At 62.3% G+C, this 24,886-nt stretch carries 24 protein-coding genes; 15 read left to right on the plus strand and 9 right to left on the minus strand.

All coding sequences use genetic code 11. The features are described 5' to 3' along the window. The first annotated feature begins 121 nt into the window (after positions 1 to 121). Positions 122 to 577, plus strand: coding sequence for a manganese-binding transcriptional regulator MntR (mntR, locus tag NKH01_RS18585; protein WP_023678308.1), 456 nt, complete (start codon positions 122 to 124; stop codon positions 575 to 577). Positions 578 to 611: 34 nt separating this feature from the next. On the opposite strand, the gene NKH01_RS18590 is transcribed toward mntR, so the two are convergent. Next, on the minus strand, positions 612 to 2,660 hold the full coding sequence (locus tag NKH01_RS18590) for a hypothetical protein (protein ID WP_353021598.1): 2,049 nt from the start codon (positions 2,658 to 2,660) through the stop codon (positions 612 to 614). 207 nt (positions 2,661 to 2,867) lie between these two features. On the opposite strand from NKH01_RS18590, the gene ypfJ reads away from it, so the two are divergent. The 3 genes from ypfJ (at position 2,868) to NKH01_RS18605 (ending at position 6,465) form a co-directional block, all read left to right on the plus strand. Beyond that, positions 2,868 to 3,788 carry a KPN_02809 family neutral zinc metallopeptidase gene (gene ypfJ, locus NKH01_RS18595; protein WP_353021600.1) on the plus strand — a complete coding sequence of 307 codons (921 nt, stop codon included), beginning with the start codon at positions 2,868 to 2,870 and terminating at the stop codon, positions 3,786 to 3,788. A 151-nt stretch (positions 3,789 to 3,939) separates the two neighbouring features. After that, positions 3,940 to 5,205: a TCR/Tet family MFS transporter gene (locus tag NKH01_RS18600; RefSeq protein ID WP_353021602.1), complete on the plus strand. Its 1,266-nt coding sequence runs from the start codon at positions 3,940 to 3,942 to the stop codon at positions 5,203 to 5,205. Between the two features lie 312 nt (positions 5,206 to 5,517). Then, on the plus strand, positions 5,518 to 6,465 hold the full coding sequence (locus NKH01_RS18605) for an alpha/beta fold hydrolase (protein WP_353021605.1): 948 nt from the start codon (positions 5,518 to 5,520) through the stop codon (positions 6,463 to 6,465). Here NKH01_RS18605 and NKH01_RS18610 read toward each other — a convergent pair. Together NKH01_RS18610 and carA are read right to left on the minus strand one after the other, a co-directional pair. After that, positions 6,393 to 7,040 (minus strand): helix-turn-helix domain-containing protein, encoded by a 648-nt coding sequence (locus tag NKH01_RS18610; RefSeq protein ID WP_353021607.1) that lies wholly within the window; start codon positions 7,038 to 7,040, stop codon positions 6,393 to 6,395. The genes NKH01_RS18605 and NKH01_RS18610 overlap by 73 nt on opposite strands. 130 nt (positions 7,041 to 7,170) lie before the next feature. Continuing rightward, a complete protein-coding gene (gene carA, locus NKH01_RS18615; RefSeq protein WP_352848096.1) occupies positions 7,171 to 8,385 on the minus strand; it encodes a glutamine-hydrolyzing carbamoyl-phosphate synthase small subunit in 1,215 nt (404 codons plus the stop codon). Between the two features lie 319 nt (positions 8,386 to 8,704). On the opposite strand from carA, the gene NKH01_RS18620 reads away from it, so the two are divergent. The 3 genes from NKH01_RS18620 (at position 8,705) to NKH01_RS18630 (ending at position 11,100) form a co-directional block, all read left to right on the plus strand. Next, on the plus strand, positions 8,705 to 9,154 hold the full coding sequence (locus NKH01_RS18620) for a GatB/YqeY domain-containing protein (protein WP_353021609.1): 450 nt from the start codon (positions 8,705 to 8,707) through the stop codon (positions 9,152 to 9,154). Positions 9,155 to 9,250: 96 nt separating this feature from the next. After that, positions 9,251 to 10,333 carry an arginase family protein gene (locus tag NKH01_RS18625; protein WP_352592386.1) on the plus strand — a complete coding sequence of 361 codons (1,083 nt, stop codon included), beginning with the start codon at positions 9,251 to 9,253 and terminating at the stop codon, positions 10,331 to 10,333. 209 nt (positions 10,334 to 10,542) lie between these two features. Then, a complete protein-coding gene (locus NKH01_RS18630) occupies positions 10,543 to 11,100 on the plus strand; it encodes a GNAT family N-acetyltransferase (protein ID WP_023719344.1) in 558 nt (185 codons plus the stop codon). 2 nt (positions 11,101 to 11,102) lie between these two features. Here NKH01_RS18630 and NKH01_RS18635 read toward each other — a convergent pair whose 3' ends face one another. The 3 genes from NKH01_RS18635 to NKH01_RS18645 all read right to left on the minus strand — a co-directional run bounded on the left by NKH01_RS18635 (position 11,103) and on the right by NKH01_RS18645 (position 14,410). Next, positions 11,103 to 12,284, minus strand: coding sequence for an MFS transporter (locus NKH01_RS18635; protein WP_023719343.1), 1,182 nt, complete (start codon positions 12,282 to 12,284; stop codon positions 11,103 to 11,105). A 128-nt stretch (positions 12,285 to 12,412) separates the two neighbouring features. After that, a complete protein-coding gene (locus tag NKH01_RS18640) occupies positions 12,413 to 12,622 on the minus strand; it encodes a DUF2061 domain-containing protein (protein ID WP_023678301.1) in 210 nt (69 codons plus the stop codon). A gap of 123 nt (positions 12,623 to 12,745) precedes the next feature. Beyond that, entirely contained in the window at positions 12,746 to 14,410 is a 1,665-nt protein-coding gene (locus NKH01_RS18645) for a Na/Pi cotransporter family protein (RefSeq protein WP_023719342.1), read from the minus strand. 378 nt (positions 14,411 to 14,788) lie between these two features. Here NKH01_RS18645 and NKH01_RS18650 point away from each other — a divergent pair, with 378 nt between their 5' ends. The 5 genes from NKH01_RS18650 (at position 14,789) to NKH01_RS18670 (ending at position 20,824) form a co-directional block, all read left to right on the plus strand. Next, a complete protein-coding gene (locus tag NKH01_RS18650; protein ID WP_353021614.1) occupies positions 14,789 to 15,178 on the plus strand; it encodes an RcnB family protein in 390 nt (129 codons plus the stop codon). A 158-nt stretch (positions 15,179 to 15,336) separates the two neighbouring features. Beyond that, positions 15,337 to 17,313 carry a DNA primase gene (gene dnaG, locus NKH01_RS18655; protein ID WP_352494942.1) on the plus strand — a complete coding sequence of 659 codons (1,977 nt, stop codon included), beginning with the start codon at positions 15,337 to 15,339 and terminating at the stop codon, positions 17,311 to 17,313. Positions 17,314 to 17,686: 373 nt separating this feature from the next. Next, positions 17,687 to 19,708 (plus strand): RNA polymerase sigma factor RpoD, encoded by a 2,022-nt coding sequence (rpoD, locus tag NKH01_RS18660; RefSeq protein ID WP_023719339.1) that lies wholly within the window; start codon positions 17,687 to 17,689, stop codon positions 19,706 to 19,708. A gap of 205 nt (positions 19,709 to 19,913) precedes the next feature. Beyond that, complete coding sequence (locus tag NKH01_RS18665) at positions 19,914 to 20,207, plus strand: GYD domain-containing protein (RefSeq protein ID WP_023719338.1); 294 nt, start codon at positions 19,914 to 19,916, stop codon at positions 20,205 to 20,207. Between the two features lie 236 nt (positions 20,208 to 20,443). Continuing rightward, positions 20,444 to 20,824, plus strand: a complete 381-nt coding sequence (locus tag NKH01_RS18670; RefSeq protein WP_031194130.1) for a thiol-disulfide oxidoreductase DCC family protein — start codon at positions 20,444 to 20,446, stop codon at positions 20,822 to 20,824. Between the two features lie 62 nt (positions 20,825 to 20,886). On the opposite strand, the gene NKH01_RS18675 is transcribed toward NKH01_RS18670, so the two are convergent. Further along, positions 20,887 to 21,144, minus strand: coding sequence for a DUF2798 domain-containing protein (locus tag NKH01_RS18675; RefSeq protein ID WP_023719336.1), 258 nt, complete (start codon positions 21,142 to 21,144; stop codon positions 20,887 to 20,889). 272 nt (positions 21,145 to 21,416) lie between these two features. On the opposite strand from NKH01_RS18675, the gene NKH01_RS18680 reads away from it, so the two are divergent. Then, positions 21,417 to 22,100, plus strand: coding sequence for a PadR family transcriptional regulator (locus NKH01_RS18680; RefSeq protein ID WP_023719335.1), 684 nt, complete (start codon positions 21,417 to 21,419; stop codon positions 22,098 to 22,100). A gap of 113 nt (positions 22,101 to 22,213) precedes the next feature. Then, the gene (locus tag NKH01_RS18685; RefSeq protein WP_023719334.1) at positions 22,214 to 22,504 is read left to right on the plus strand and encodes an HlyU family transcriptional regulator; all 291 of its coding nucleotides are present in this window, start codon (positions 22,214 to 22,216) and stop codon (positions 22,502 to 22,504) included. A gap of 62 nt (positions 22,505 to 22,566) precedes the next feature. Here NKH01_RS18685 and NKH01_RS18690 read toward each other — a convergent pair whose 3' ends face one another. After that, positions 22,567 to 23,211 carry an FMN-dependent NADH-azoreductase gene (locus NKH01_RS18690; protein ID WP_353021620.1) on the minus strand — a complete coding sequence of 215 codons (645 nt, stop codon included), beginning with the start codon at positions 23,209 to 23,211 and terminating at the stop codon, positions 22,567 to 22,569. Between the two features lie 109 nt (positions 23,212 to 23,320). Between NKH01_RS18690 and NKH01_RS18695 the strand changes: the two genes are divergently transcribed. Continuing rightward, positions 23,321 to 24,277, plus strand: a complete 957-nt coding sequence (locus tag NKH01_RS18695) for a LysR family transcriptional regulator (RefSeq protein WP_352639934.1) — start codon at positions 23,321 to 23,323, stop codon at positions 24,275 to 24,277. On the opposite strand, the gene NKH01_RS18700 is transcribed toward NKH01_RS18695, so the two are convergent. Then, entirely contained in the window at positions 24,237 to 24,836 is a 600-nt protein-coding gene (locus NKH01_RS18700) for a TetR/AcrR family transcriptional regulator (RefSeq protein WP_353021624.1), read from the minus strand. The two genes, NKH01_RS18695 and NKH01_RS18700, sit on opposite strands and share 41 nt — an antisense overlap. Positions 24,837 to 24,886 lie beyond the last annotated feature (50 nt).

Raw genomic sequence — 24,886 nt, forward strand, 5'->3', positions numbered from 1 at the left:
GCGACCGGAACGGCAGTGAACGCCGGTTGCGCCGGCCACCGAATGGAAATAAACGGCCAGAACCAATAGGGTTCCGTGTTATGACTGCAATGCCGATTCAAACTGCCGGGAGGAGCGCGTATTGGCGCTGAAGAAAAGACCGGTTCCTCGCGAAAAACCGCTGCCTGACGCAGAAATCCACTCGGAAGGGTTCCGGCAGACGCGTGAAGCGCGCCGCAGCGCGCTGGTCGAGGATTATGTCGAGCTCATCGCCGACCTGATCGAGGACGGCAACGAGGCGCGCCAGGTCGACATCGCGGCACGGCTCGGCGTCGCCCAGCCGACGGTGGCGAAAATGCTGACGCGGCTGTGCGCCGACGGGCTGGTCTCCCGGAAACCCTATCGCGGCGTGTTCCTGACCGATGCCGGCCGCAAGGTTGCGGAAGAGAGCCGCATTCGCCACCAGACGGTCGAGGCTTTCCTGCGCTCGCTCGGCGTCAGCGCCGAGACGGCGCGGATCGACGCCGAAGGCATCGAGCACCATGTCAGCGCCGAGACGCTCGAAGCCTTTCGCAAGGCAATAATCGCCGCCCGCTGATTGATCGAAGCGATATGCAGTGCGACTGACCTGCTCACTCATTCGTATCCTGCACCCAGTTGCGCGGGTGACCATCGACGCGAAACTGGAAGATGAAATAGGGTGGGATGCAAGTGCCCTTGCCGGGCTTTGCTTCCGGCAGATCGTCAAAACCGGCGGTGCAGATATAGTCCTCGCGGCAGGGATGGGCCTTGTCGCAAGCACGCAGGCCAGCGGTCTTGGTGAATTCCCTGGTGCAGAATTTGTGGTCCTTGCCGGAGCCTACGCAGTCGTTGAAGCCGGTCTTGGCGAGGCGGCCGCAGCTTGCCTCGTCGGGCAGCTTTTCGCAGGTCGCCTTGCGCAGCATGCCGCCGGGAAAGCCGCCAGTCTTCTGCTCGGGATTATCGTAACGCTGGCGCGCCGCGCCATAGCCGGCGAGCTTTATCGGCGGTTTTCTGTCCCTGGCCGGGTCGATGGCGCAGGCCTTCGCGGTTGCCGGTGACAGACGGCAATATTGGTCGTTGCCCCATTTCGACATCCTGATCTCGCCGAACTCCACCGGATCGCCGACCGCGGTGCCGGCCTCGCTGACGCAGGTACCAAAGCCCGGATGGATGGCGCTCTCGTGGACCCCGGCGCAACGCAGGCCTTTGTCGCAGGTCCAGTCTACGAAACTTGGGTCGGTGCCGCGATAGCAGGTCGAGCCCCATCCATTGTAGAGATCGGTGCCTTTCAGCGCTTCGGCGTATTTTGCCTCCTGGCGGCCGGCAAAGCCGCGGCTGAAATCCGGGTGTCTACCAGCGGCGAACGACTCGACAATGGCGCGGCGGCGCGGCAGGTCGGCAAAAAACACAGCCGAGCCCGGCACGAACACCGCGTTGCGGCGCGGTTCGCTGGCCGGGTCGGCGCCGGTGTAATGGAACCCGGCGATGCCGTGCGTCTGGTGACAGCCGGTGCAGGTCATCTCGTTGAGGCGCAGATTGAAGCCGGCCACCGATTTGACGGTGCGAAGCGTATTGCCCTTGGCGACATAGACCTTGAGCGCTTTGTCGATAGCATCGTCATCGAGCAGCCTAAAAGCCAAATTGTTTTGCGACCGGCTCATACCGCCGGGTGCCACCGAAACCGCGGTGGTCGCGAGGAATTTTTCGTCGATCACCAGGCGGCCACGGTCGAGATCATAGATGTTGCGGTCGGTGAGCAGCCATCTTTCGAAGGTTTGCCTGTCGGCCAGCACCAGCTTGCGGTCGATCTGGTTCTCCATTTTCGCTTCCTGGAAAATGGCTTTGGCCGGGTCCCACTTGAATATCTTCAACAGATACTCAGCGTGGCCGCCGAAATCGCGCCGGCTCGAAGCCGATAGGCGCACGACCTGCATGTTGAGCTCGAGCCGCATGATCTGCGGAGAATTCAACATCGCGCTGGAAAGCGGGCCTTCTTCCGAGCGCAGCCAGGCCGCCAGTTGATCCGGCTCCAGATTCTTCTGCCCGGCGCCAAGCCAGCGCTTCGCCACGTCCGCGCAGGAACCGTTAGCCGAGCGCGGACGGTCCTTCGAGGCGCGAGTCTGTGCCGAAGTCGGTATGGCGTTGAAGACCAGGCTCAGGGTCAGCGGCAGGCGCGACGAGATGCGTTGCCCAGGCTTCTCCTCGACCGAATAGTGGAAGCGGTAGATCAGCCTGATCTCGCCGCATTCGGTGTGGCCGAGATAGCCGCGATCCATGCGATTGACGATGCCGGTCAGGTCCAGCGTCGAACCGTCGTCGTCGATGTATTTCGGATTGAACTTCTGGGTGATGTCTTTCGAGTTTGCCAGAGCGGCTACATAGGAGTCGGGGCTGTTCCTTGGTTCGTCTACGATCTGCTGTTTGACGGCGTTGCGGACCGGGCTCAGCGCGCGCACCGAAAACAGCCCGCGATTGTCGACGTCGCGTGTCAGTCCGAGCGCTGGCCCAAGCAGACGGCTGATCGATAGCCCGCCGCGCTCGAGCGCCTGCAAGGTCTCGGGATCGGTGATTGCGACACTGGAATCGAGAGTGACGGCGCTGGCCGGCGCGGGGCCAAGGCAAGACAATGCCGCAAACAGCAACAGAACCCGCCCGATCATCCGCAAGCGCCCCCTCGCTTCCACAGCCACGGTAGATGCTACAGACCTTGCGACGTCTAAGCCAGAGCAGACCCGCGTCAGCAGGCATTGCTTGTTAGCGCGAAAAATACTGTGACTTGGCGTAACCATTGGGATAATTGTTTGCTGGGTTGGAACCGGCCAGGACATCGGCGGGTTGATTGCAAACGTGCATCACGGGGAGTTGCCATGCTCTGGAAGGGCCGTCGTCAGAGTGACAATGTCGAGGACGAGCGCGGCCAGAGCGGCGGGCTTGGCGGCGGGCCGGGGCAGTTTCGCATCCCGATCGGCGGTCGCGCCGGCGGCGGCGGCATGTCGGGCATCATCATCGTAGGATTGATTTTCCTGGCAGGGTGGTATTTCGGCTTCGACCCGAGTCAGATCCTCGATAACAGCGGCTTGCAGCCCGGCGGCGGCGGCCAGATCACCGACAATAGCGGCGAGCAAGGCGGCGGTACCGGTGCGCCGGCCTCCGACGAGATGAAGCAGTTCGTGTCGACCGTGCTGGCCGAGACCGAGGATACCTGGACTGGTATTTTCCAGTCCGAGGGCCTGACCTATCAAGATCCAAAACTGGTCCTGTTCAGCGGCCAGATTCGCTCCGCCTGCGGTTCTGCCTCGTCAGCGGCCGGACCATTCTACTGTCCCAACGATCGCAAGGTCTATCTCGACACCACCTTCTTCCAGCAACTCGATCAGCAGTTCGGTGCCTCGGGCGATTTCGCACAGGCCTATGTTATCGCGCATGAGGTTGGCCATCACGTGCAGAACCTCGTCGGCATCCTGCCCAAATTCAACCAGATGCGGCAGAATATGAGCGAGGCCGACGCCAACCACATGTCGGCGCAGGTCGAGCTGCAGGCCGACTGCTTTGCCGGCATCTGGGCACATTTCACCGGCCAGAAGGGCATTTTGGAACAGGGCGACATGGCGGAGGCATTGAACGCCGCAAAGCAGATCGGCGACGATACGCTTCAGAAGAAGATGCAGGGCTACGTCGTGCCGGAAAGCTTCAACCACGGCACGTCGCAGCAGCGGCAGACCTGGCTGGCTCGAGGCTTCCAGAACGGCAAGCTTTCGGACTGCGACACGTTCAACAACCCGATCTGAGCCCGACGGTTTTCTCGTAATCCGAGAGACTGGATCGCAGTCAGGGGATGTCAGGATGAAAACACCCTGCCCGTTCCCTCATTGTTCCCAGCGATGTGCTCGCCTATAAGGTGTGTTCCCGTTTGCTCGGGCGGCCCGAGGAGATACCATCATGATAGACCCCAAAACCGCCAGGCGGGGCCTTGCGCTTGTTTTCACCACCCTGCTGCTCGACATCATCGGCTTCGGCATCATCATGCCGGTGCTGCCGGCCTATCTCAGAGAATTGACCGGCGTCGGCATCAGTGAGGCGGCTATCGAGGGCGGCTGGCTGTTCTTCGCCTATGCGGCGATGCAGTTCATTTTCGCACCAGTGATGGGCGGGTTGAGCGACCGGTTCGGACGACGGCCGATTCTGCTCGCCTCCGTGCTGACGTTTTCCATCGACAATCTGATCTGTGCCATCGCCTGGTCCTATCCGATGCTGTTCATCGGGCGTGTGCTGGCCGGCATTTCCGGCGCCAGCTATTCCACGACATCGGCATTCATCGCCGATATCTCGACCGACGAGAACCGTGCGAAGAATTTCGGCCTGCTTGGCATCGCTTTCGGCGTCGGCTTCGTCATCGGGCCGGTTCTGGGCGGGTTGCTCGGCACGTTCGGGCCGCGCGTGCCATTCTATTTCGCTGCCGGGCTTGCCTTCGTAAACTTTTTGATCGCGCTGTTTCTGTTGCCGGAAACGCTTGATAGCAAGCATCGTCGCCGCTTCGAGTGGAAACGCGCGAACCCGGTCGGCACGCTCGTCCAGATGCGCAACTACGAAGGCATCGGCTGGATCGGGCTTGTCTTCTTTCTGATGACGCTGGGGCACATGATGTATCCTGCGGTCTGGTCGTTCGTCTCCAGTTATCGCTATGGCTGGAGCGAACAACAGATCGGCTTCTCGCTCGGTGCCTTCGGCCTGTGCGGGGCTATCGTCATGGCGATGGTCCTGCCGCGCGTAATCCCCAAGCTCGGTGAGTGGAAGACGGCGGTAATCGGTCTGGCATTTACGGCACTCAGCGCCTTCGGCTACGCATTCGCGTCGCAAGGCTGGATGATCTATGCAGTGATCGTCGTCGGCTGCCTCGAGGCGTTGGCCGATCCGCCGCTCAGGAGCCTTGCCGCCGCCAAGGTGCCGCCTTCGGCACAAGGCGAACTCCAGGGCGCGATGACGTCGATCTTCTCGATCACCTCGATCATCACGCCGCTGCTTTATACGGCGATCTTTTCCTGGTTCACGGGGCCGAACGCGCCCGTGACCTTCGGCGGCGCACCCTACCTGCTCGGCGCGATTTTCCTGACGCTGGCGCTCATCGTCTTCGTCACGAAAGTAGCCAAGCCGGCGGCGCTCAGAAACGTCACGTCCGGCGTTGCTGAAGACGGAGCACAGATATGAGCCATGACGGCCGCATCGCCCTGACCAAGGACGGGCTGTGGAGACAGATCCGGCCAACGAAATGCCCGTCACACTGGTTCTTCGGGAGCCTTCTTCTCTTTGCGCGACTTAAACAGACCGGTTGACCGGTTTTAATGGCTTCATTGAAAAAAGGCGATAGGAATGAGGGCAACAACGCAACTCCGGTAATCGCGCAGTCCGCCTCGAGGCATTCGCGCCGCATTTTGTAACTCTGACCATTCGAACTCCCGCCCTAGTTTACGTCAGAAGCAACAAACGCGGGGCCTGGATCGAAGACGAGAGGAGAGCAACATGTTGAACCGGATACTTCATCGCGCGGCGCTCATGGCTGTGGCTGTCTGCGCGGTGCTCGTTGTAGTGGCGGCTCATGCGGCGCCTGCTGGACGGGCAGGTCAGGTGCCGCCCGGGTTCACCTCGGCCAAAGCCGCGGTGAACGGCAGCAGCATGCACTACCTGCGTGGCGGGCACGGACCAGCCCTTATCCTGGTGCATGGATTTCCGGAAGATTGGAACGAATACCAGGCCGTCATGCCGAGACTGGCGCAACGCTTCACCGTCGTTGCCGTCGACCTGCCCGGCATAGGCCGCTCGGAGCCTGCCAGGGGCGGCTATGAAGCCGCCAATCTTGCGGCGCAGATCCATGGGCTTGCCGACGCTCTGCATCTGGAAAAACCCTATGTGGTGGGTCACGACCTTGGCGGCATCGTCACCTATGCCTATCTCAGGCGCTTTCCCGACACGCTGCGCGGTGCGATGATCCTCGATGTTCCGATGCCCGGCATCGACGGCTGGGACAAGGCGATATCAGGCACGTGGCATATCGGTTTCATCCAGGCGCCCGGCGGCCTCGCCGAAAAGGTGGTTCCCGGTCGGCAGGCCGCCGTGCTTGGCTGGTTCCTCGACTTCGGCAAATTCACCAGGCAGGAACGCAAATACTATTTTCGCATCTATCGAGCGCCTCAACTGCATGCCGCGTTCGAGATCTACCGCGCCTTCCCCAGCGATGCCGAATGGAACGCCGCCCAGACGGCGCCGAGCACCGTTCCGCTCGTCATCGCCTTCGGCCAGAAGTCCCCCTTTGTTGCGCTGCTGCCGACCTTCCTCGCCGGCTACCGCGCCAAGGGCATGAGCCATGTCGAGCGCGCCGAGATCCCCGATGCGAGCCACTATGTACTGGCCGACAATCCTGATGCGGTTGCCGGACTGATCGAGAAGCGCACCGGCGCCGGCGCGCCATGACCGGGATCAGCTAAAACCAAGGGAGAAGAAGCCGCAAACCAGTGTAGCATCACCTGGTGCTCAATCCATTCGCTTGGAATGTCGAGCGCCTTGACCAGCATTGCACCTCTCTGCGCCGATAGTTTGCGGTGATTGGACCCCAGGTCCGACAGAAAACCCTGGCTGACGCCGATCATGGCCGCCAAATCGGCTTGCGTCAGCCGCCACCAGTTGCGCAGCGCCTTGAGCCGGCTGGAGCCCCGCAAGATGTCCATGGTCACGTCCGCGGGCAGTGCCCTTTCCGCTCGGAGATCGGCCTTACGCTCGTCGTAGATCGCCGCATCGGCAGCGTCTTCCAGAGCTTCTTCGGCGGCACGCAAAAGGATCTCGTAATCCGCCTTGGGATAACGACCAGTTCCTCGCCGGTTGGGGTCTTGATAATTTGCGGGGCGTTCATGGTGTTCTGTCCTACTATGGCCGACGGTAGTTGTCGTTTCGCGTGTGCCGACATAGATCGCAAGGATCGTGGCGCGGTCTTCGTCAAATATGACTCGGTAGCGACCCGATCCGAAGTCTGTAACCTTTCCTGCCGACAAGACGCTTGGTATCTCCGCGACCGCCGACTGCGTAAGAAATCGGACCTTCCGAGACCTGCTCGCGGACGTCCGGCGGCAAGTTGTCCAGATCACGCGCCGCCGAAATATTATAGCTGATGCATCCGCTTGGTCAGCGCTCGGCCAGTGCCGGCTCGCCACGCTTTTCGCGGATCAGGTTGACGAAACGGCGGAACAGATAGTGCGAATCCTGCGGGCCGGGCGAGGCTTCGGGATGATGCTGGACCGAGAAGACCGGCTTGCCGGTGAGCGCGATGCCGCAATTCGAACCGTCGAATAGCGAGACATGGGTTTCCTCGACGCCGCTCGGCAATGAGTCGGCGTCGACGGCAAAGCCGTGGTTCATCGAGACGATCTCGACCTTGCCGGTGGTGTGGTCCTTGACCGGATGATTGGCGCCGTGGTGGCCCTGATGCATTTTTGCGGTCTTGCCGCCCAGCGCCAGCGCCAGCATCTGGTGGCCGAGGCAGATGCCGAACAGCGGGATATCGGTCTTCAACAGATCCTGGATGACCGGAACGGCGTAGTCGCCGGTGGCTTCCGGATCGCCGGGGCCGTTGGATAGAAAGATGCCATCGGGCCGCATCGCCAGGATCTCCTCGGCGCCGGTCTTGGCCGGCACCACGGTGACCCTGGCGCCGAGGCCGGCAAGCAGGCGCAATATGTTGCGCTTGACGCCATAATCGATGGCAACGACGTGCATCGACGGGTCGGCCTGTTCGCCAAAGCCCTCGTTCCAGGCCCAGGGTGTCTCGCGCCAGACCGAGGATTGGCCGGAGGTGACCTCCTTGGCCAGATCAAGCCCGATAAGCCCCGACCATGCGGCGGCGCGGCGCTTGAGGTCTTCGATGTCGAAGATACCGTCTGGGGCGTGCGCGATAACGGCATTGGGCATGCCCTTTTCGCGGATCAGCGCGGTCAGCGCGCGCGTGTCGATGCCCGAAAGTGCAACGATGCCGCGCTTCTTCAGCCACTGGTCGAGACCGGTTCCGGCGCGGTAATTCGACGGGTTGGTGACATCGGCCTTGAACACGGCGCCGACGGCGCCGGCGCGGGCCAGCGGATTGAGATCCTCGATGTCTTCGTCATTGGTGCCGATATTGCCGATATGCGGGAAGGTGAAGGTGACGATCTGGCCGGCATAGGACGGGTCGGTGAGGATCTCCTGATAGCCGGTCAGCGCAGTGTTGAAGCAGACCTCGGCGACGGCGGAGCCGGAAGCGCCCAGACCACGGCCGTCGATGACGGTGCCGTCGGCCAGCACCAGCAGGGCGGTCGGCTTCTCGGTGGCCCAAGGGGGGGTCGATGCGGCGGTCATCGTTGCCATGGCGGCACTCCTAAAGGCTGCGCCCCTCAATCGGCGCAACAAAAAGCGCGAAGCGGCAATCTCACAGCCTCGGCGCGCTAACTTTCACTTGTGCATGTCGTTGCCCCAAAACCGCTACGCACTTTTGGGCGACGTGCACTAGAATTCAATTCATGCAAGGCACAGTACATAGGGGAAGGCGCCAAGGCGGTCAATGATGCCGCGCCGTACGTGCCTGGATTTATTTCGTCGAACAATATCAGGGATTTGCCGGACATAGTCGAATTTGCCTTGGGCTTTCGGCACGGCTATTGTCCACCGCATTCGAAGGAGAAGCACCATGCGAGGCAAAATCGCCGAATCCCTGAAGAGCGCGATGAAGGCGCAGGACAAGCGCCGGTTGCCGACATTGCGGCTGATCCAGGCGGCCATTCATGATCGCGACATCGCCAATCGCGGGGCCGGCAAGGAGCCGACCAGCGAAGATGAGATCCTGCAGATCCTGGCCAAGATGGTGAAGCAGCGTGAGGAATCGGCCAAAGCGTTCGATGACGGCAAGCGGCCGGAACTTGCCGCGCAGGAGCGCGACGAGATGGCCATCATCCGCGACTTCCTGCCGACGCAACTGGGCCAGGCCGAGACGGAAAGCGCCGTCCGTTCCGCCATCGCCGAGACAGGTGCTAGCGGCGTCAAGGACATGGGCAAGGTGATGGCGGCACTCAAGGAGAAATACGCCGGCCAGATGGATTTCTCCAAGGCGAGCGGCATCGTCAAGAGCCTGCTTCAGTAGGGATTTTTCCCGCCTTAGCGGTGCTCATGAGACTCGAAGAGACCATCGCGAGGAGCCAGGCTAGGAGCGGCGGAGCGGACGGCAGTTCGCACCGACATGTTCATCGCCACGGCCGCGCGAATGAACCTGTATGTTCGACGTCTGGCGTCTCACGACGGCATCGATGCGGCGAGCTTTTTGCTTGTTAGGCCTCGTGCCGATGCCGGGCGGCAACCTCTCAAGTCGAGGAGGAACCTTCCTCCCTCCGGACACGTTTGCGAGAAGATCATGCGAAAATGGAGCTTCGATTTGGCGGCGCGTTTGTTGAATATTGTCGGTGCGGCCACGAGTGCCGGCGCCTATTCGCCGGGTCAGGAACAGGCCCCCGCGGCCTTTCGGCGAAATGGGCTCGCAGAAGCGATCACGAACCGAGGCAGATCCATCAGGGATCGTGGCGATGTTGCATCGTTCCGATGGCGACCGGACCCTTCGCGGTCGCAGGCTATGAACCTGGAAGCCGTGCGCGACGCCTGTGAGTTGGTCGCAAGCCACGTAGCGACGGCGATCGCAGCGCAGGAAGACGTGCTTGTTTTAGGTGGCGATTGTACTGTGGAACTGGGGACGGTCGCCGGGGCGAATGCGGCCGGCGCGCGGATCGGACTCGTTTACATTGACTTCGACGCCGATCTCAACACACCTGACACGAGCGACGGCGCCTTGGACTGGACCGGCGTCGCCCATCTGCTCAATATCCATGGATGCGAGCCTTCGCTCGCGAGGCTCGGCCCGACCCGCCCGATGCTCGTGCCTCAGCAACTCCTCTATTTCGGCATCGAGAACATCACCCCGCCCGAAGCGGCCGTGATCGGAAATCACGCGATCAAGATCATATCGCGTGAGGAAGCTTTGAGTGACATCGAGGCGGCGTCGGCGCGCGCGGCCGAATGGGCGGCGCGCTTTGACTGCGTGCTTATCCACTTCGATGTCGATGTGCTCTCCTTTATCGATTTTCCGATTGCGGAGAATGTGCGCCGTTGCGACGGTCTCAAACTGGAGCAAGTCGCCTTTGTGCTAAAGCAACTGACAGCCCTGCCGCAATGGCGCGGCCTGACCATCACAGAAGTTAATCCGGCCCATGCGCCAGACGAGTCCGCAGCATTCGCACGCTTGAATGAGATGCTTGCAGACGCCCTTGGATAGTTCGAGATCCATCTCACGGTCGTTCGCGGGCAATTGGCCGGCTTGCCTCATCCAAGCGGAGCCAGCCTTATGCGCCCGGTCGCAATCATTGCGCGACATGGGCGCAATGCGGAAAACTTGGGAATTACGGTCGATGGCGGGGCAGTTTTGTCGTAGTCGCTACAGCCGCAAGCCCGCCTTTGAGGGCCGACAGCCAAAAGCTCGCGCTCATGATCGAACTCGTCAAACCGGCGTTTGAACACCTGCCGTCCTACAAGGCGGCCCTCGAGCGCGGCTGGTCGCCGGACAATGTGCGGCTGCTCGACGCGACGCGCGAGCAGCTTGCGGCTATCGAAAAGGATCCAGCGACTTTCCTTGCCGATCTCGACGATCCTGATGGCAAGGGACCGCCGATCGTCTTGCCGGACGGTTCGACGGTGCCGCGGCTGCCTGGATTTCGGCGCTGGATCTGGGACGGGGAAGTCTCAGGCTCGATCGGCTTGCGCTGGCAGCCCGGAACCGCGGCGCTGCCATCGCACGTGCTCGGCCACATCGGCTATGCGGTGGTGCCGTGGAAACGGGGATGCGGCTATGCGACGGAGGCGCTGCGGCTCATGCTGGAGGAGGCGAGGGCGGTTGGCCTGCCCTTCGTCGAAATCACCTGCAAGCCTCACAATGTGCCCTCGCAGAAGGTCGTTCTGGCCAATGGCGGCGGGCTCGTCGGGCGTTTCTTCGAGGATGCTTCCTATGGCGGCGCGGAAAGCCTGCGTTACCGGATCGATCTGTAGCCCTATTCGGCGGCAGCCGGCAGCGGCGGCGCCGCCCGGCTCCGCCATTCCCAGACATGCGAGGCAAGCGCAACCGCGACCGCGACCAGCATGGCGATCGCGCCAACCACCGGCAAGCTGCGATAGCCATAGCCGGCATTGAGCATCGCCGCGCCGAGCGATGCGGCGAGCGCGATGCCGACGTTGAAGCCTGACGGAATGAGCGACGAGGCGAGATTGGAGGCGTCCGCGGTCCAGGTCAGGATGCGGGTCTGGATCGGCGTGCCGATGGCGAAGTTGAGGCCGCCCCAGACGAAGATCGCCATCACCATCGGCAGTGGGTAAGGACTGACGGCGTAGATCGAGGCGAGCATCGCCGCCTGCAGGAATAGCATTGCGATGAGCGACGGCATCAGCTTCCAGTCGGCGAGGCGCCCGCCGACGAAGACGCCGATTGTAGCGCCGACACCGTTGAGCAGGAGCACCCAAGGTATCCATTTCTCGTCGAGGCCGGTGACCTCAAGCAGCGTCGGAGTGATGTAGGTGAACAGGCCGAACTGGCCGATCATCAGCATCAGCATCATGATGAGCGAGGTCCAGACCTGCTGGCGTGCGAGCACGCGTACCTCGCTGCCAAGGCTGACGGACGGGCTCGACGATCCTGTCTTGCGCGGCAGCAGGGCGCCGATGGCGGCGAAGGCCACCACGCCGAGAGCGCACATCACCCAGAATGTCGCACGCCATCCCCAGATGTTGCCGATTGCCGTGCCGGCCGGAACGCCGATGACATTCGATACGGTGAGGCCGGACAGGATCAGCGCCACCGCCATGCCGCGCTGGTCTTCGCGCACGAGGCCGACGGCCACCACCATGGCAACGCCGAAATAGGCGCCGTGTGCCACGGCCACCGCAATCCGCAACAGCAGCATCGAGGCGAAGTCGGGCGCCAGCGCGCAGGCCGCCTGGCCGATGGTAAAGGCTGCAGTCAGTCCAAGCAGCAGGGCCTTGCGGGAGAACCTTTTGGTGGCGAGCGCCAGCAGCGGGCCGCCGACTGCAATGCCGCCGGCATAGCCGGAAACGAGATAGCCGGCGGTCGGGATCGCGACGCCAAGGCCATCCGCCACCTGCGGCAGCACGCCGGCGATGACGAATTCGGTGGTGCCGAAGGCGAAGGCGGCAATGAACAGGGCAATGAGGGGAAGCATGGCGGGAAGGCGATCCTCGGATAAGGTGACCTCAAACCACGGATAAGGGCACCGGGCAATTCAGAAATTGGCGACGCCGCTTTAGATTTTCTTTGTCACCGGTCAGGTGCCGGCCGCGGCGGCAAGAGCTACGCGGCCGCCTTCCTTCCGTAAGGAATTTTCAGCCACGCCCGCTCATGAAGGTAGTAGAGCAGCGACTTGGTGACGACCTCGGTCAGGCCGATGGCCGCAGCGAGCTTGATGCTTCCCGTCACGACGAGCGAAATGATCATCGTGTCGATGGTACCGGTGACACGCCAGGAAAGCGCCTTGGCGAAGCTGCGAGAATGGGTGTCCATCGACTTTCCTTCCGGTAGATCTGGCGATCTTTAGCCGACAGACAGGAGGTGGCGCAAAGGTAATTTTGCGCATTGGCTCACAGCATAGGCGAGCTTCTGAAGCTACCGGCCTGTGGACGCAATCTATCCGGCCTTCAGCCGCGAACCGGTTAGCAGGCCGCGTTCCTCAAGCACGGGATAGGCCATCGAGGCGAGCAGCGAGTTGATCTGCTTGAGGTCGCGAATGGTGTCGAGATGGATGGAGCTGGTCTCGACGCTCTTGGCGGTGCCGTCGCGCAGCCGCACGAAATGGCTCTGGCTGGTTTCCTTCTCGCGGTCGCGCAGCCGGTCCTTTTCCAGCACCAACTGGCGAGCGGTCTCCGGATCGCGGGACACCAGGACGTTGAAGGCTAGCCTGGCATTGGCAAGCACCAGGGCATGGAAGGCGCAAAGCTCGCGCCAGCCTTCCGGCGTGAACTCCAGTCCGCGCTCGAATTTCTTCTTCACATGGACCAGCATGTTGCGCACGATGATGTCGCCGACCTGCTCCAGCTTGACGCAGGCGCCGATCAACTCCTGGCAACGCAGGGCCTCGTCCTCGCTCAGCGGGTTCTTGGTGACCTTGGCGAGATAGAGCTTGATCGCCGCGTGCTTCCTGTCGACACGGTCGTCGAGCGCGGCCAGCGCACTGATCTTGTCGGCGTCGGCGCTCTCATAGAGTTCGATGATCCGTTTCAGCATGATCTCGACCGTTTCGCAGACCCGCACCACCTCGCGGGTGGCATTGGCGAGTGCTTGGCTCGGCACGTCGAGCGCACTTTCGTTGAGCGCCGAAAGCTCGATGACGTCGAGCGCGTTGGCGGGCTGGGGCCTGGTGCCCAGCGCCACGATCTTTTCCGAGGCACGATAGACCAGGCGCGCCAGCGGCAGGCCGGCGATCAGGATCAGGATGTTGAAGACGATGTGGGCATTGACGATCTGCTCGGGCACGGTGCTGCCCAAGAAGGCGACTGGCGGCTTGAACGTCAGGAACAGGATCAGCATGATCAGAGAGCCCATGCCGCGCATCAGGAGATTGCCGATCGGCACGATGCGAACGCCGGGTTCTGCGTTGCGGGTTAGAAGCGGCGCGATGATCGAAGAGCCGAGATTGACGCCGAGCACCAGCACGATGCCGAGTTCGGGCGGGATGAAACCGCGGCCGGCGAGCGTCACCATAAGCAGCACCGCGGCGATCGAGGAATGGAACAGCCAGGTGACCAACGCCGCCAGAAGGTAGGCGGTGACCGGATCGCCGGAGAAGTAATCGACGATGAGCGGCATCAGCGTGCTCTGGCGCAGCGGCTCCGACGCCTGGCCGATCATCTCCAGCGACAGAAGCAGCAGGCCGATGCCGACCAGGATGCGGCCGAACTGGCGCCAGTCGCGCCGCTCGGTGGCCATGAACATGACGGTGCCGGCGACCAGGCAGACCGGTACCAGCAGCGACAGATCGAAGGTAAGCAGCTTGACCACCAGCGCCGAGCCGATCTCGGCACCGCGCACCGCAAGCTGGCCCGACATGCCGCTGACAATGCCGGAGCCGGCGAATGAGCCGACCAGCAAGGTAACGGCGGTCGAGCTTTGCAGCGCGACCGCCAGGCCGCAGCCGGCCAGAACCGCCATGAAGGGATTGCGCATGGTGGCGCGCAGTTTGTGGCGCAGCACATCGCCATAGGCGCGCTCGACGCCGGTCTTCACCAAACGGGTAGCAAACAGCATCAGTGCCACCGCACCGGCAAGGTGCAGCAAAACGACGGAGCCGCTCATGCCCGACCCCGCAACCCGACCGGTATCAGCGACGCGGGCGCCGTGACGTCACGAGGGCAAAAGTGGGCGCGAATCGTGGACATTGCAGAGGTTGATATTACTCCGATTTATTTTAGCCGAATAATAAATTTTGCCCGGTTCGGACGAGTGTTGCCCCGCGACGGGGCGTGTCGGAAATGGATGGCCGGCAAAATGGTTGCATTGCCCGCGGAGTTGCGGAGGGTCATGCGTCCGTGCTCGGACAGCCGCTTTAAAGGTAGTGCTGAGTTAGGCGTGCTAAATGTAGGAAATCATTACGAAAACGTAATCTCTGCGTTCAGTTTCGGTTCATCCTTCCGGCTCTATTCCAGAGGCATCGACAACCAAGGAGTACCCGCTATGAAACGCATCGTTCTTTCCGCCATTGCCTTCTCGATGCTGGCTGCAACGGCCTTGCAGGGCCAGGCTGCACCATTGAACCCACCAAACGCACCGCAATCGAGTTATAGCCAGGTCGACTGGCAAAAGCCCGGCACGCATGTCGACGTGAACAAGCATGTCGAGGTGAACAAGCGCGTCGTAGTGACGAAAAAGATCGTGGTGAAGCGCAGCCATTGGCGCAACGGCCAGAGATATTCCAGCTGGAAGCGTCACCAGCCGATCCGCGACTATCGCCACTACGGCTTGCGCCGTCCCGGTCCCGGCCATGAGTGGATCCGGGTCGGCAACGACTATCTGCTGGTCAGCAACCTCTCGGGCCTGATCTTCGGCGCTATCGCCGCGCAGTAGGTGCGGAACGGCTGACCGGCGCTGCGCCGGATTAGATCGAGAAGGCGGCCCGCAGGCCGCCTTCTCTTTTTGGCCTGTGAAAACCGGGTATGGTTCCGCATTAGGAGTCGTCGGGCTTGGCCCGTGTGATTATATGGAGGCCAAACGAGCTGTCCCTCATGCGCTTTCCGCCTGCTTTCCTCGACGAGATCCGCGACCGCGTGCCGATTTCTTCGGTGATCGGCCAGCGCGTCGCGTGGGACAGGAAAAAGACAAACGCGCCGCGCGGTGATTATTGGGCGTGCTGTCCGTTCCATGGCGAGAAGAGCCCGTCCTTCCATTGCGAGGACAAGAAGGGCCGCTATCACTGTTTCGGCTGCTCGGTTTCGGGCGACCATTTCAAGTTCTTGACCGAACTCGACGGGATGAGCTTTCCCGAGGCCGTCGAGAAGATCGCCGACATGGCCGGCGTGCCGATGCCGGTTCGCGACGCCGATGAGGAACGGCGCGAAAAGGAACGCGCCAGCCTGACCGATGTCATGGAGATGGCGACGGTGTTCTTCCAGGAACGGCTGCAGGGACCGGAAGGCGCAAAGGCCCGCGCCTATCTGCGCGACCGGGGACTGACACCGGCGACGCAGCAGTCCTTCCGCCTCGGCTATGCGCCCGACAGCCGCAACGCGCTGAAGGAGCATCTTGCCGCCAAGGGCGTCCCCAAGGCCGACATCGAGGCGTGCGGGCTGGTGCGCCATGGCGACGACGTCCCGGTTTCCTACGATTGGTTCCGCGACCGCATTATGTTCCCGATCCCGGATTCCAGGGGCAAGATCATCGCCTTCGGCGGGCGGGCGCTAGCGCCGGATGCGCTGGCCAAATATATGAACTCGCCCGATACGGAGCTCTTCCACAAGGGCAACGTGCTCTACAATTTCGCTCGTGCGCGGCAAGTGCTGGGAAAGGGGGCGCTGGGAAAGGGGGCGCTGGCCAAGGGCGGCACGGTCATTGCCGTCGAAGGCTACATGGATGTGATCGCGCTGGCGCAGGCCGGCTTCGAAAACGTGGTGGCGCCGCTCGGCACCGCATTGACTGAAAACCAGCTCGAACTTCTATGGCGCATGGCCGGCGAGCCGGTGCTGTGCTTCGACGGCGACCACGCCGGGTTGAAGGCAGCATGGCGCGCCGCCGACATGGCGCTGCCGGCGGTCCAGGCGGGCCGCTCGGTTCGCTTCGCCCTGCTGCCGGAGGGCAAGGATCCCGACGATCTGGTCAAGGGTGACGGACCGGATGCGTTCCGCGCCGTGCTTTCCGAGGCGCGGCCGCTGGCCGACCTCTTGTGGATGCGCGAGACGGCCGGCGGCATCTTCGACACGCCGGAACGGCGAGCCGAGCTCGAAAAGACGCTGCGCGAACTGACCAGCCGTATCCGCGACGAGAGCCTTCGCTATCACTACCAACAGGAAATGCGCGAGCGGGTGCAGAGCTTCTTCGGTGCCCAGCGCGGACGCCAGGGGCGTCAGGACGGACGGCCCGGCGAACGTTTCCAGGGCAAGGGTTCAGCACCCGGCGGACAGTTTGCGCGCGGCGGCAATGCCGGTGGGCGCACCGCGATCACCGAAAGCCTCGGTCGCTCGGCGTTGGTCAAGCGCGGCGGCGAGGGCATGTCGGTACGCGAGGCGACGATCATTGCCGCCCTCGTCAACCATCCCGTGCTGATCGACGAGAATTTCGCCCATGTCGAGTTCCTCGATCTCGCCAACTCCGATCTGAAGCGGCTGCATGCGGCGATCCTCGACGCCATGGCGCATGATATGGCCAATGACCGCGACGCGGTGATCGCGACGATCGAGCGGGCCGGCTGCGGCGAGATCTGGCAGCGTGCGGTGGCGCTGATCAAACGTGCGCGGCAATGGCCGGCGCTGGAAACGGCGGCACTCGACGATGCCCGCGATGCGTTCAGCCAGGCCCTCCACTTGCAGCGCAGCGCGCGCACCTTACATAAGGAGCTGAAGCAGGCGGAAGCAGCGCTCGCCAGCGACCCCACGGACGAAAACTACCGGCACCTGGTCGAAATCCAGGCGCAATTTCGTGATGTGCAGGCAACGGAAGCGCTGATCGAAGGGTTTGGCGTATCGTCGGGCAGGGCTGGGCGCGTTTAGATCGAAGCCTCCAGAAGACTGAATGTAAGGACGTGCTTGCGCGTCGAATCAAGCGTGCGGCGCTCTAAGTCGGGTAATTGATTCGCTTTTTTCATGCGAATCATGCGAGAGGCGCTTGACCTTCCGGCAGAATGGCGGAATCAGGTCGATTCGAAACGTTAACCCGCCCCGGCATCGACGGGAATGCAGCGATGTAAGGTACTGATCACTGGACAGGCAGTCAGCTTGCCACAGATATCAGGGTTAATCTGGACTTAACGAGAGATGCAGTTACTGGCCCGGTAAAGCGCGTTCTGGAAAGAGCGCATCCAATTTGACCGGACCGGCAGCTTACGCGGCTTTGATACTCAGCCGCTTGGAGAAAATAAAGACTATGGCGACAAAAGAAAAGGAAGAAGTCGAGACCGAACGCGAGGCCGCGACCGATGGCCCTCTGCTCGACCTTTCCGACGATGCTGTCAAGAAGATGATCAAGGCCGCCAAGAAGCGCGGCTATGTCACCATGGACGAGCTGAATTCGGTGCTGCCCTCGGAGGAAGTGACCTCCGAGCAGATCGAGGACACGATGGCCATGCTTTCCGACATGGGCATCAACGTGGTCGAGGACGACGAGCAGGGCGAGGAGCCCGAAGCCGCCGATACCGCCGCTGACGCCGAGGAGGATGCCAACGAGCTGGCCGAGCAGACCGGCACCGCCGTCGCCGCCACCACGACCAAAAAAGAGCCGACCGACCGCACCGACGATCCGGTTCGCATGTATCTGCGCGAGATGGGCTCGGTGGAGCTTCTGTCGCGCGAGGGCGAAATCGCGATCGCCAAGCGCATCGAGGCCGGCCGCGAGACGATGATCGCGGGCCTCTGCGAAAGTCCGCTGACCTTCCAGGCCATCATCATCTGGCGCGACGAGCTCAACGAATCGAAGATCCTGCTGCGCGAGATCATCGACCTCGAGGCGACCTATGCCGGGCCGGAGGCCAAGCAGGCGCCGGTGGTCGAGCGTATCGAGGAAGCCAAGACCGAGGAAAAGCCGCGCCGTTCGCGCGAGGACGAGGACGACATCACCAATGTCGGCGGCGACACCCGTGGCCTGGTGGACGACGACGAGGAGGACGATGACGAGGCGAGCCTGTCGCTGGCGGCGATGGAAGCGGAACTGCGCCCGCAGGTGATGGAGACGCTCGACGTCATTGCCGACACCTATAAGAAGCTGCGCAAGCTGCAGGACCAGCAGGTCGAGAACCGGCTGGCCGCCGCCGGCACGCTGTCGCCAAGCCAGGACCGTCGGCTCAAGGAGCTGAAGGACCAGCTGATCAAGGCGGTGAAGTCGCTGTCCTTGAACACGGCGCGCATCGAGGCGCTGGTCGAGCAGCTCTACGACATCAACAAGCGCCTGGTGCAGAACGAGGGCAAGCTGTTGCGGCTGGCCGAAAGCTATGGCGTGCGCCGCGAGGAGTTCCTCAAGGAATATCAGGGCTCGGAGCTCGATCCGAACTGGACGCGTTCGATCGGTAATCTGACCTCGCGCGGCTGGAAGGAGTTCACCAAGAACGAGAAGGACGCCATCCGCGACCTGCGCGCCGAGATCCAGAACCTCGCCACCGAGACGGCGATTTCGATCCAGGAATTCCGCAAGATCGTCAACCAGGTGCAGAAGGGCGAGCGCGAAGCCGCGATCGCCAAGAAGGAAATGGTCGAGGCCAATCTGCGTCTCGTCATCTCCATCGCCAAGAAATACACCAATCGCGGCCTGCAGTTCCTCGACCTGATCCAGGAAGGCAATATCGGCCTGATGAAGGCGGTCGACAAATTCGAATACCGCCGCGGCTACAAGTTCTCGACCTACGCGACATGGTGGATCCGGCAGGCGATCACCCGTTCGATCGCCGACCAGGCGCGCACCATCCGCATTCCGGTGCACATGATCGAAACGATCAACAAGATCGTACGCACCTCGCGTCAGATGCTGCATGAGATCGGCCGTGAGCCGACGCCGGAAGAACTGGCGGAAAAGCTCGCAATGCCGCTGGAAAAAGTGCGCAAGGTGCTGAAGATCGCCAAGGAGCCGATCTCGCTCGAAACGCCGGTCGGCGACGAGGAGGATTCGCATCTCGGCGATTTCATCGAGGACAAGATGGCGATCCTGCCGATCGACGCGGCGATCCAGGCCAATTTGCGCGAGACGACGACGCGCGTGCTGGCCTCGCTGACGCCGCGCGAAGAGCGCGTGCTCAGAATGCGCTTCGGCATCGGCATGAACACCGACCACACGCTTGAGGAGGTCGGCCAGCAGTTCTCGGTCACCCGCGAGCGCATCCGCCAGATCGAAGCCAAGGCGCTGCGCAAGCTCAAGCACCCGAGCCGGTCGCGCAAGCTCAGAAGCTTCCTCGACAGCTGAGTCTGGGTGACGGATAAGCAGTTTAAAGGGCGCCGGTGGCGTCCTTTTCCGTTTGGGCACAGGCGATCACGATTGGACGCGCCGCTCTTGCGGGTCGTGCCCTACGAGAGGATAATTCCGCGACGGATGCATTTTCTGGGCGACAAACCCGGATGCCCGCCCCGGCTGTGACGCCGTGCTCCGTGGCCCCGGAGGGAGGTGTGCCATGACAACTTACATCGTGCTGATCAACTGGACGGAGCAAGGCGCCAAAAACGTGCGCGAGTCGCCGAAGCGGCTCGATGCCGCCAAGAAGCTGTTGGGAGACATGGGCGGGTCCTTCAAGGCATTTTATCTCACCATGGGGGATTGCGACATGGTGGCGGTGGTCGAAGCCCCCGACGATGCCGTACTAGCTCGTTTCTCGCTGATGCTGGCGGCGGGCGGAAACGTCAGGACGCGGACACTCAAGGCTTTCCCGGAGGATGCCTATCGCGAGATCATTACCTCGCTCGGCTGAGTGCCGTGCCTGAAGCGCGTCGCGCTTGAACGGCCTCTTGCGACGCGCTTTACGCTCTTCTTTTTAAACAGGTCGGTATGGCAAACCGCCGCGCACCCTCGGGCCAGGCCCGAGGACATGTTTTTGGGGCGACGTGCATTAGCCGAAGCCGGGACATTCCGCGGTGTCGCGTCACGTTGCGGCGCAACGGCATTCGCTGGATAGTCGTCGCGCGTCCTCCGCTGGTGTTGCGAACCATGGCCAAGCCTCTGCTGACCGTCTGGTACAATACGCGCTGTCCGGTCTGCGATGCCGGCATCAGCCGGCAGAAGCGGCGGCTGATCGAGGCGGTCAAGGCGGGGCGGATCGAATTTCGCGACATCAATGCCGAACCGACGGCGCTGGCCCGCTACGGCATCGGGCTGGAGGATATCCGGCGCCGGCTGCATGCGACCGACGCCGGTGGCAAATTGCTGGTCGGCGCCGATGTTGCCGTTGCGGTTTGGCTGATAACGCCGGGCGAGGGCTGGTTGGCGACGCTGTTCGGCAATCCCGCCACGCTGCCGTTGACGCGCTATGCCTATGATCGCTTCGCCGATCTGCTCTATGCCTGGAACCGCCGCAAAGGCCGTTGGTGATAGTGTCCGTTCACTTCGCACTGAAAGACCCGTAAGTTGCTTCGGGCCCTTGGCGCAGCCTGCTATCGAGCCACGGGCTCGCAAAGCCAGCCAACGATGCGGCGCACCGCCGGCAGCAACAGCAGCAGCGTCGGAAAGGCCACCATCCAGGACAGGCCCCAAGCCGTCAGCCAGGTGGCCGGCAGGTCGGGCTGGAAGCCAAGGCTTTTCAGTGTCGAGATGAACGACACGATGAACGTCATCAGCAACGACAGCACCAGCGGGCCGAGGACGGCGGCATAGCGCGCAGGCAGCTTCCTGCGCGGGGTTTTCATGGTCATTTGGATTTTTCCCTGAAGCATCCGGTCCGTCGCATTGGCATCCATTCGCCGGTCTTCCGGCGTAACTGCCCGGAAACGACCGGGGTGGATGCGTTGCTTCACGTCAGACGCTTACGGAGGGGTCTTCGACCCTCACGCGCTTCCTAGCTGCCCTTGCCGGCGAAATCAATCCTGCTGGCGCATTTTCAGATACATCGTAAGATATATCTTGACTCGATCGTGACGAGCACCTACTTGAGATATATCGTAAGACATAACTCAAGGAGCAGACAATGCACAAAGACAATCATTTCGGGCATCATCGTTTTGGCGAACACGCCGAGCGCGTTTTCATGCATATGGCCGGCAAGTTCGGCGGACGCGGCGGGTTCGGCCCGTTCGGGCATGGCATGAGAGGCGGCGGCGGACGCGGCGGACCAGGCGACATGTTCCGCGCCGGGCGTATGCTGGCTGACGGCGATCTCAAGCTGATCACGCTGTCGCTGCTGGCCGAGGCGCCGCGGCACGGCTACGACATCATCAAGGCGCTGGAGGAGCGCACCAGCGGCGTCTACAGCCCGAGCCCCGGCGTCGTCTATCCGACGCTGACCTTCCTGGAAGAGGCCGGCTATGCCGTTTCTGCGGCGGAAGGCAACAAGAAGGTGTTTTCGATCACCGAGGCAGGGCAGGCGCATCTCAACGAAAATCGCGAGATGATCGACCACGTGCTCGACCATCTCGAGCGCTTCGGCCGCAAGATGGCGAAGGCGCGCGAGTGGTTCGGCTGGAACGATGACGGCGACGGTGGCCGGCGCGGCCGCGGCCGCTCGGAAAAGCGCGACGAATTCCGCGCCGTGCGCCACCGGCTGCGCGCCGCGCTCGGCGAAATCGTAGATGCGCCTGAAGCAAAGCAGGCCGAGGCAATCAGCATATTGGAAGCTGCCGCAGAGGCCCTGGAAGCGCTGTCGCGCGACTGACCCCTGAGTGCCAAGCCAGCTGCGGCCCTTGCCCGCTCGGCCAAGGACCGGTACTGAAAATCATCCTGCACCACGCTATGTGGTGCAGGATGATTGCCGTTGGAGGATACCCCATGTCTTTTCTGAAGCGTCTTTTCGGCGGCGGCAACGAAGCCGCTGAGCCAAAGACAGCGGCGCCGGTAAAGCAAATCGAGCACAAGGGATTTTTGATCAGCGCCACGCCCTACAAGGCGGAGGGCCAGTACCAGACCTGCGGCGTGGTTTCGAAGGAGATCGACGGCGTGATGAAGGAGCACAAATTCATCCGCGCGGATCGCTTTGCCGGGCTTGATGACGCTGTCGACATCTCGATCAAGAAGGGCATCCAGCTGGTCGATGAGCAAGGCGAGAAGATCTTCGGGTAGATCCGTCGTAAGGCAAGCGCCATGTCAGCGCTTGCCTTTGGCTTCGGTGGTCAATGCCAGCTTTACGCCGCGGTGGCGACGCGCTCGGCATTACCGGTCGCGGCCACAATGGCGTCGACCTTGGTCGAGGCCTTGGCCAGCGCTGCTGCTACCGCATCGGCGCCCATGCCGACTCCTTCGATGCGGATGACCTCGACATCGGTCATGCCGAGAAAGCCGAGCACGCTGCGCAGGTAGGGAATGGCGTGATCGAACTGCACGGCCGCACCTTCGGAATAGATACCGCCCGAAGCCAGCACGATATAGACCTTCTTGCCGGTGACGAGGCCTTTCGGGCCAGCATCGCTATAAGCAAAGGTTTTGCCGGAGCGGGCGACGTGGTCGACCCAGGATTTCAGCGTCGACGAGATGTTGAAGTTGATGAAGCCGGTGGCGAGAATGACGGTGTCGGCCGCAAACAGCTCGTCCAGTACAGTATCGGAAACGCCGACGACCTCAGCCTGGCGCTGGGTGCGCGCTTCGGCCGGCGTATAGATGCCGGTCGAATAGTCGGGGTCGATATGCGGCAGCGGGTTGGCGACGAGGTCGCGGGCTACAAGCTTGGCCGAAGGATCGGCGGCAAGCAGTTTGTCGGCGAGTTCGTTGGCGACACGGGTCGAGTGCGAGGCGGCGCCGCGTGGGCTGGATGTGACAAGAAGGATGGACATGGTGACTCTCCAGGGTTGGATTAAAATCTCCCGGCAAATATGTGTGCGCAGACCCATTTGAAAAACTGGTATATTTTGTATATGATCCATCTAAATTGTGGATTGAAAGATGCAGCCCAACCCGACGCTTGACCAACTGCAGATCCTGGTTGCGGTGGCCGACACCGGTTCCTTCTCGGCTGCCGGCCGTAAGCTCAACCGCGCGCAGTCGGTCATCAGCTACGCCATTGCCAACCTCGAAGCGCAGCTTGGGCTGAAGCTGTTTGAGCGTGAGGGCACGCGTGAGCCGCAACTGACCGATGTCGGCAAGGCGACGCTGGAAGATGCGCGGCGCATGGTCGGCGTGCTGCAACGCATCCGCTCGCGTATCGACGGATATCGGCAGGGATTGGAGGCGGAAGTTGCGCTGTCGGTCGACGTGACGCTACCGTCGCCGGTGCTGGTTCGGGTGCTAAAGGCATTCGAGGTGCAGTTTCCGGCCGTGACACTGCGTCTGCATATCGGCTCGCTTGGCCTTATCCTCGATCATGTTGTCGGCGGACAGGCCGATCTCGGCATCGGAGGGCTTCTGGGCGAGGCGGACGTGAATCTGCTGCGCATCGGTTTCTTCTCCCTGGTGCCGGCCGCAGCGCCTGATCACCCGCTGGCGCTGCTGCCCAGACCAGTGGCGCTGGAGGATGTCCGCGAACACATCCAACTGGTCGTCTCGGACCAGTCCGAGCGTACGCGCGGGCGCGACTATGGCGTCTTCGCCTACCGCACTTGGCGGCTGACGGATGTGCGCACCAAGCACGTGCTGATGCGCGAGGGGCTGGGCTGGGGCGGGCTGCCGCGATGGCTGATTGCCGATGATCTGGCGAACGGCCGGCTCGTCGAACTCGATCTCGAGCCTTACAGCGAAGTCCGCTCGCCGCTTTATGCCATGCACCGCGCCGATCGCAGCCCGAAACCGGCGGCCGCCTGGCTGATCGATCAGTTCAAGCGCCAGCTTGGTTGTTTCAACGAATTCGAGCCGGGTGAGGTGCCTAAGGAGGAGCCGGAGACAGACCGTCGATCAGCGCGATGAGAACGGCGCGATAGTCCTCGATCGATGCTCCAGCTTCAATGGCGAGCGCTGCGCGGTCGAAGGCAGCGGCGAGCAAAGCGGTCAGTGCTTCCACAGGCAATCTCGTCATAGAGTGCGAGCGCATCGCGGCAACAAGGCCCTCACGCAGCGAACGGTTGCCATGGCGATTGTCGATCGCATCCATGGCGGCGCGGCCGAGCACGGCGGGGCCATCAAGCAGCAAGAGCCGAGTTCGGCCGGGGGCGCGCATGGCAGCCAGATAGGCATCCGAGCCGGCAATCAGCGCATCGCGGGCAAATAGCGAAGGCGGCGACGCGCGTTCGATCTCTTCTGCCACGGCTTGCGCCTCCTGTTCGACCACAGCGGCAAACAGCGCCTGCTTGTCGGCAAAGTGATGATAGAGCGCGCCGCGCGTTACGCCGGCAGCGGCAACGATCTCGGGTGTGCTGGTCTCGGCATAGGATTTTTCGGTGAACAGTTTTCGCGCCGCGGCGATGAGCTCGGCGCGTGTCGCCTCGGTGCGATCGCGGTTGGAGCGGCGAGCGGATCCCTGTTGCATACATTCAGCCTGTATGTTAGTTACATTTACATGCAGATTGTATGTTGTTC

The sequence above is a fragment of the Mesorhizobium sp. M1403 genome (assembly GCF_040317695.1).
Taxonomy (GTDB): Bacteria; Pseudomonadota; Alphaproteobacteria; order Rhizobiales; family Rhizobiaceae; genus Mesorhizobium.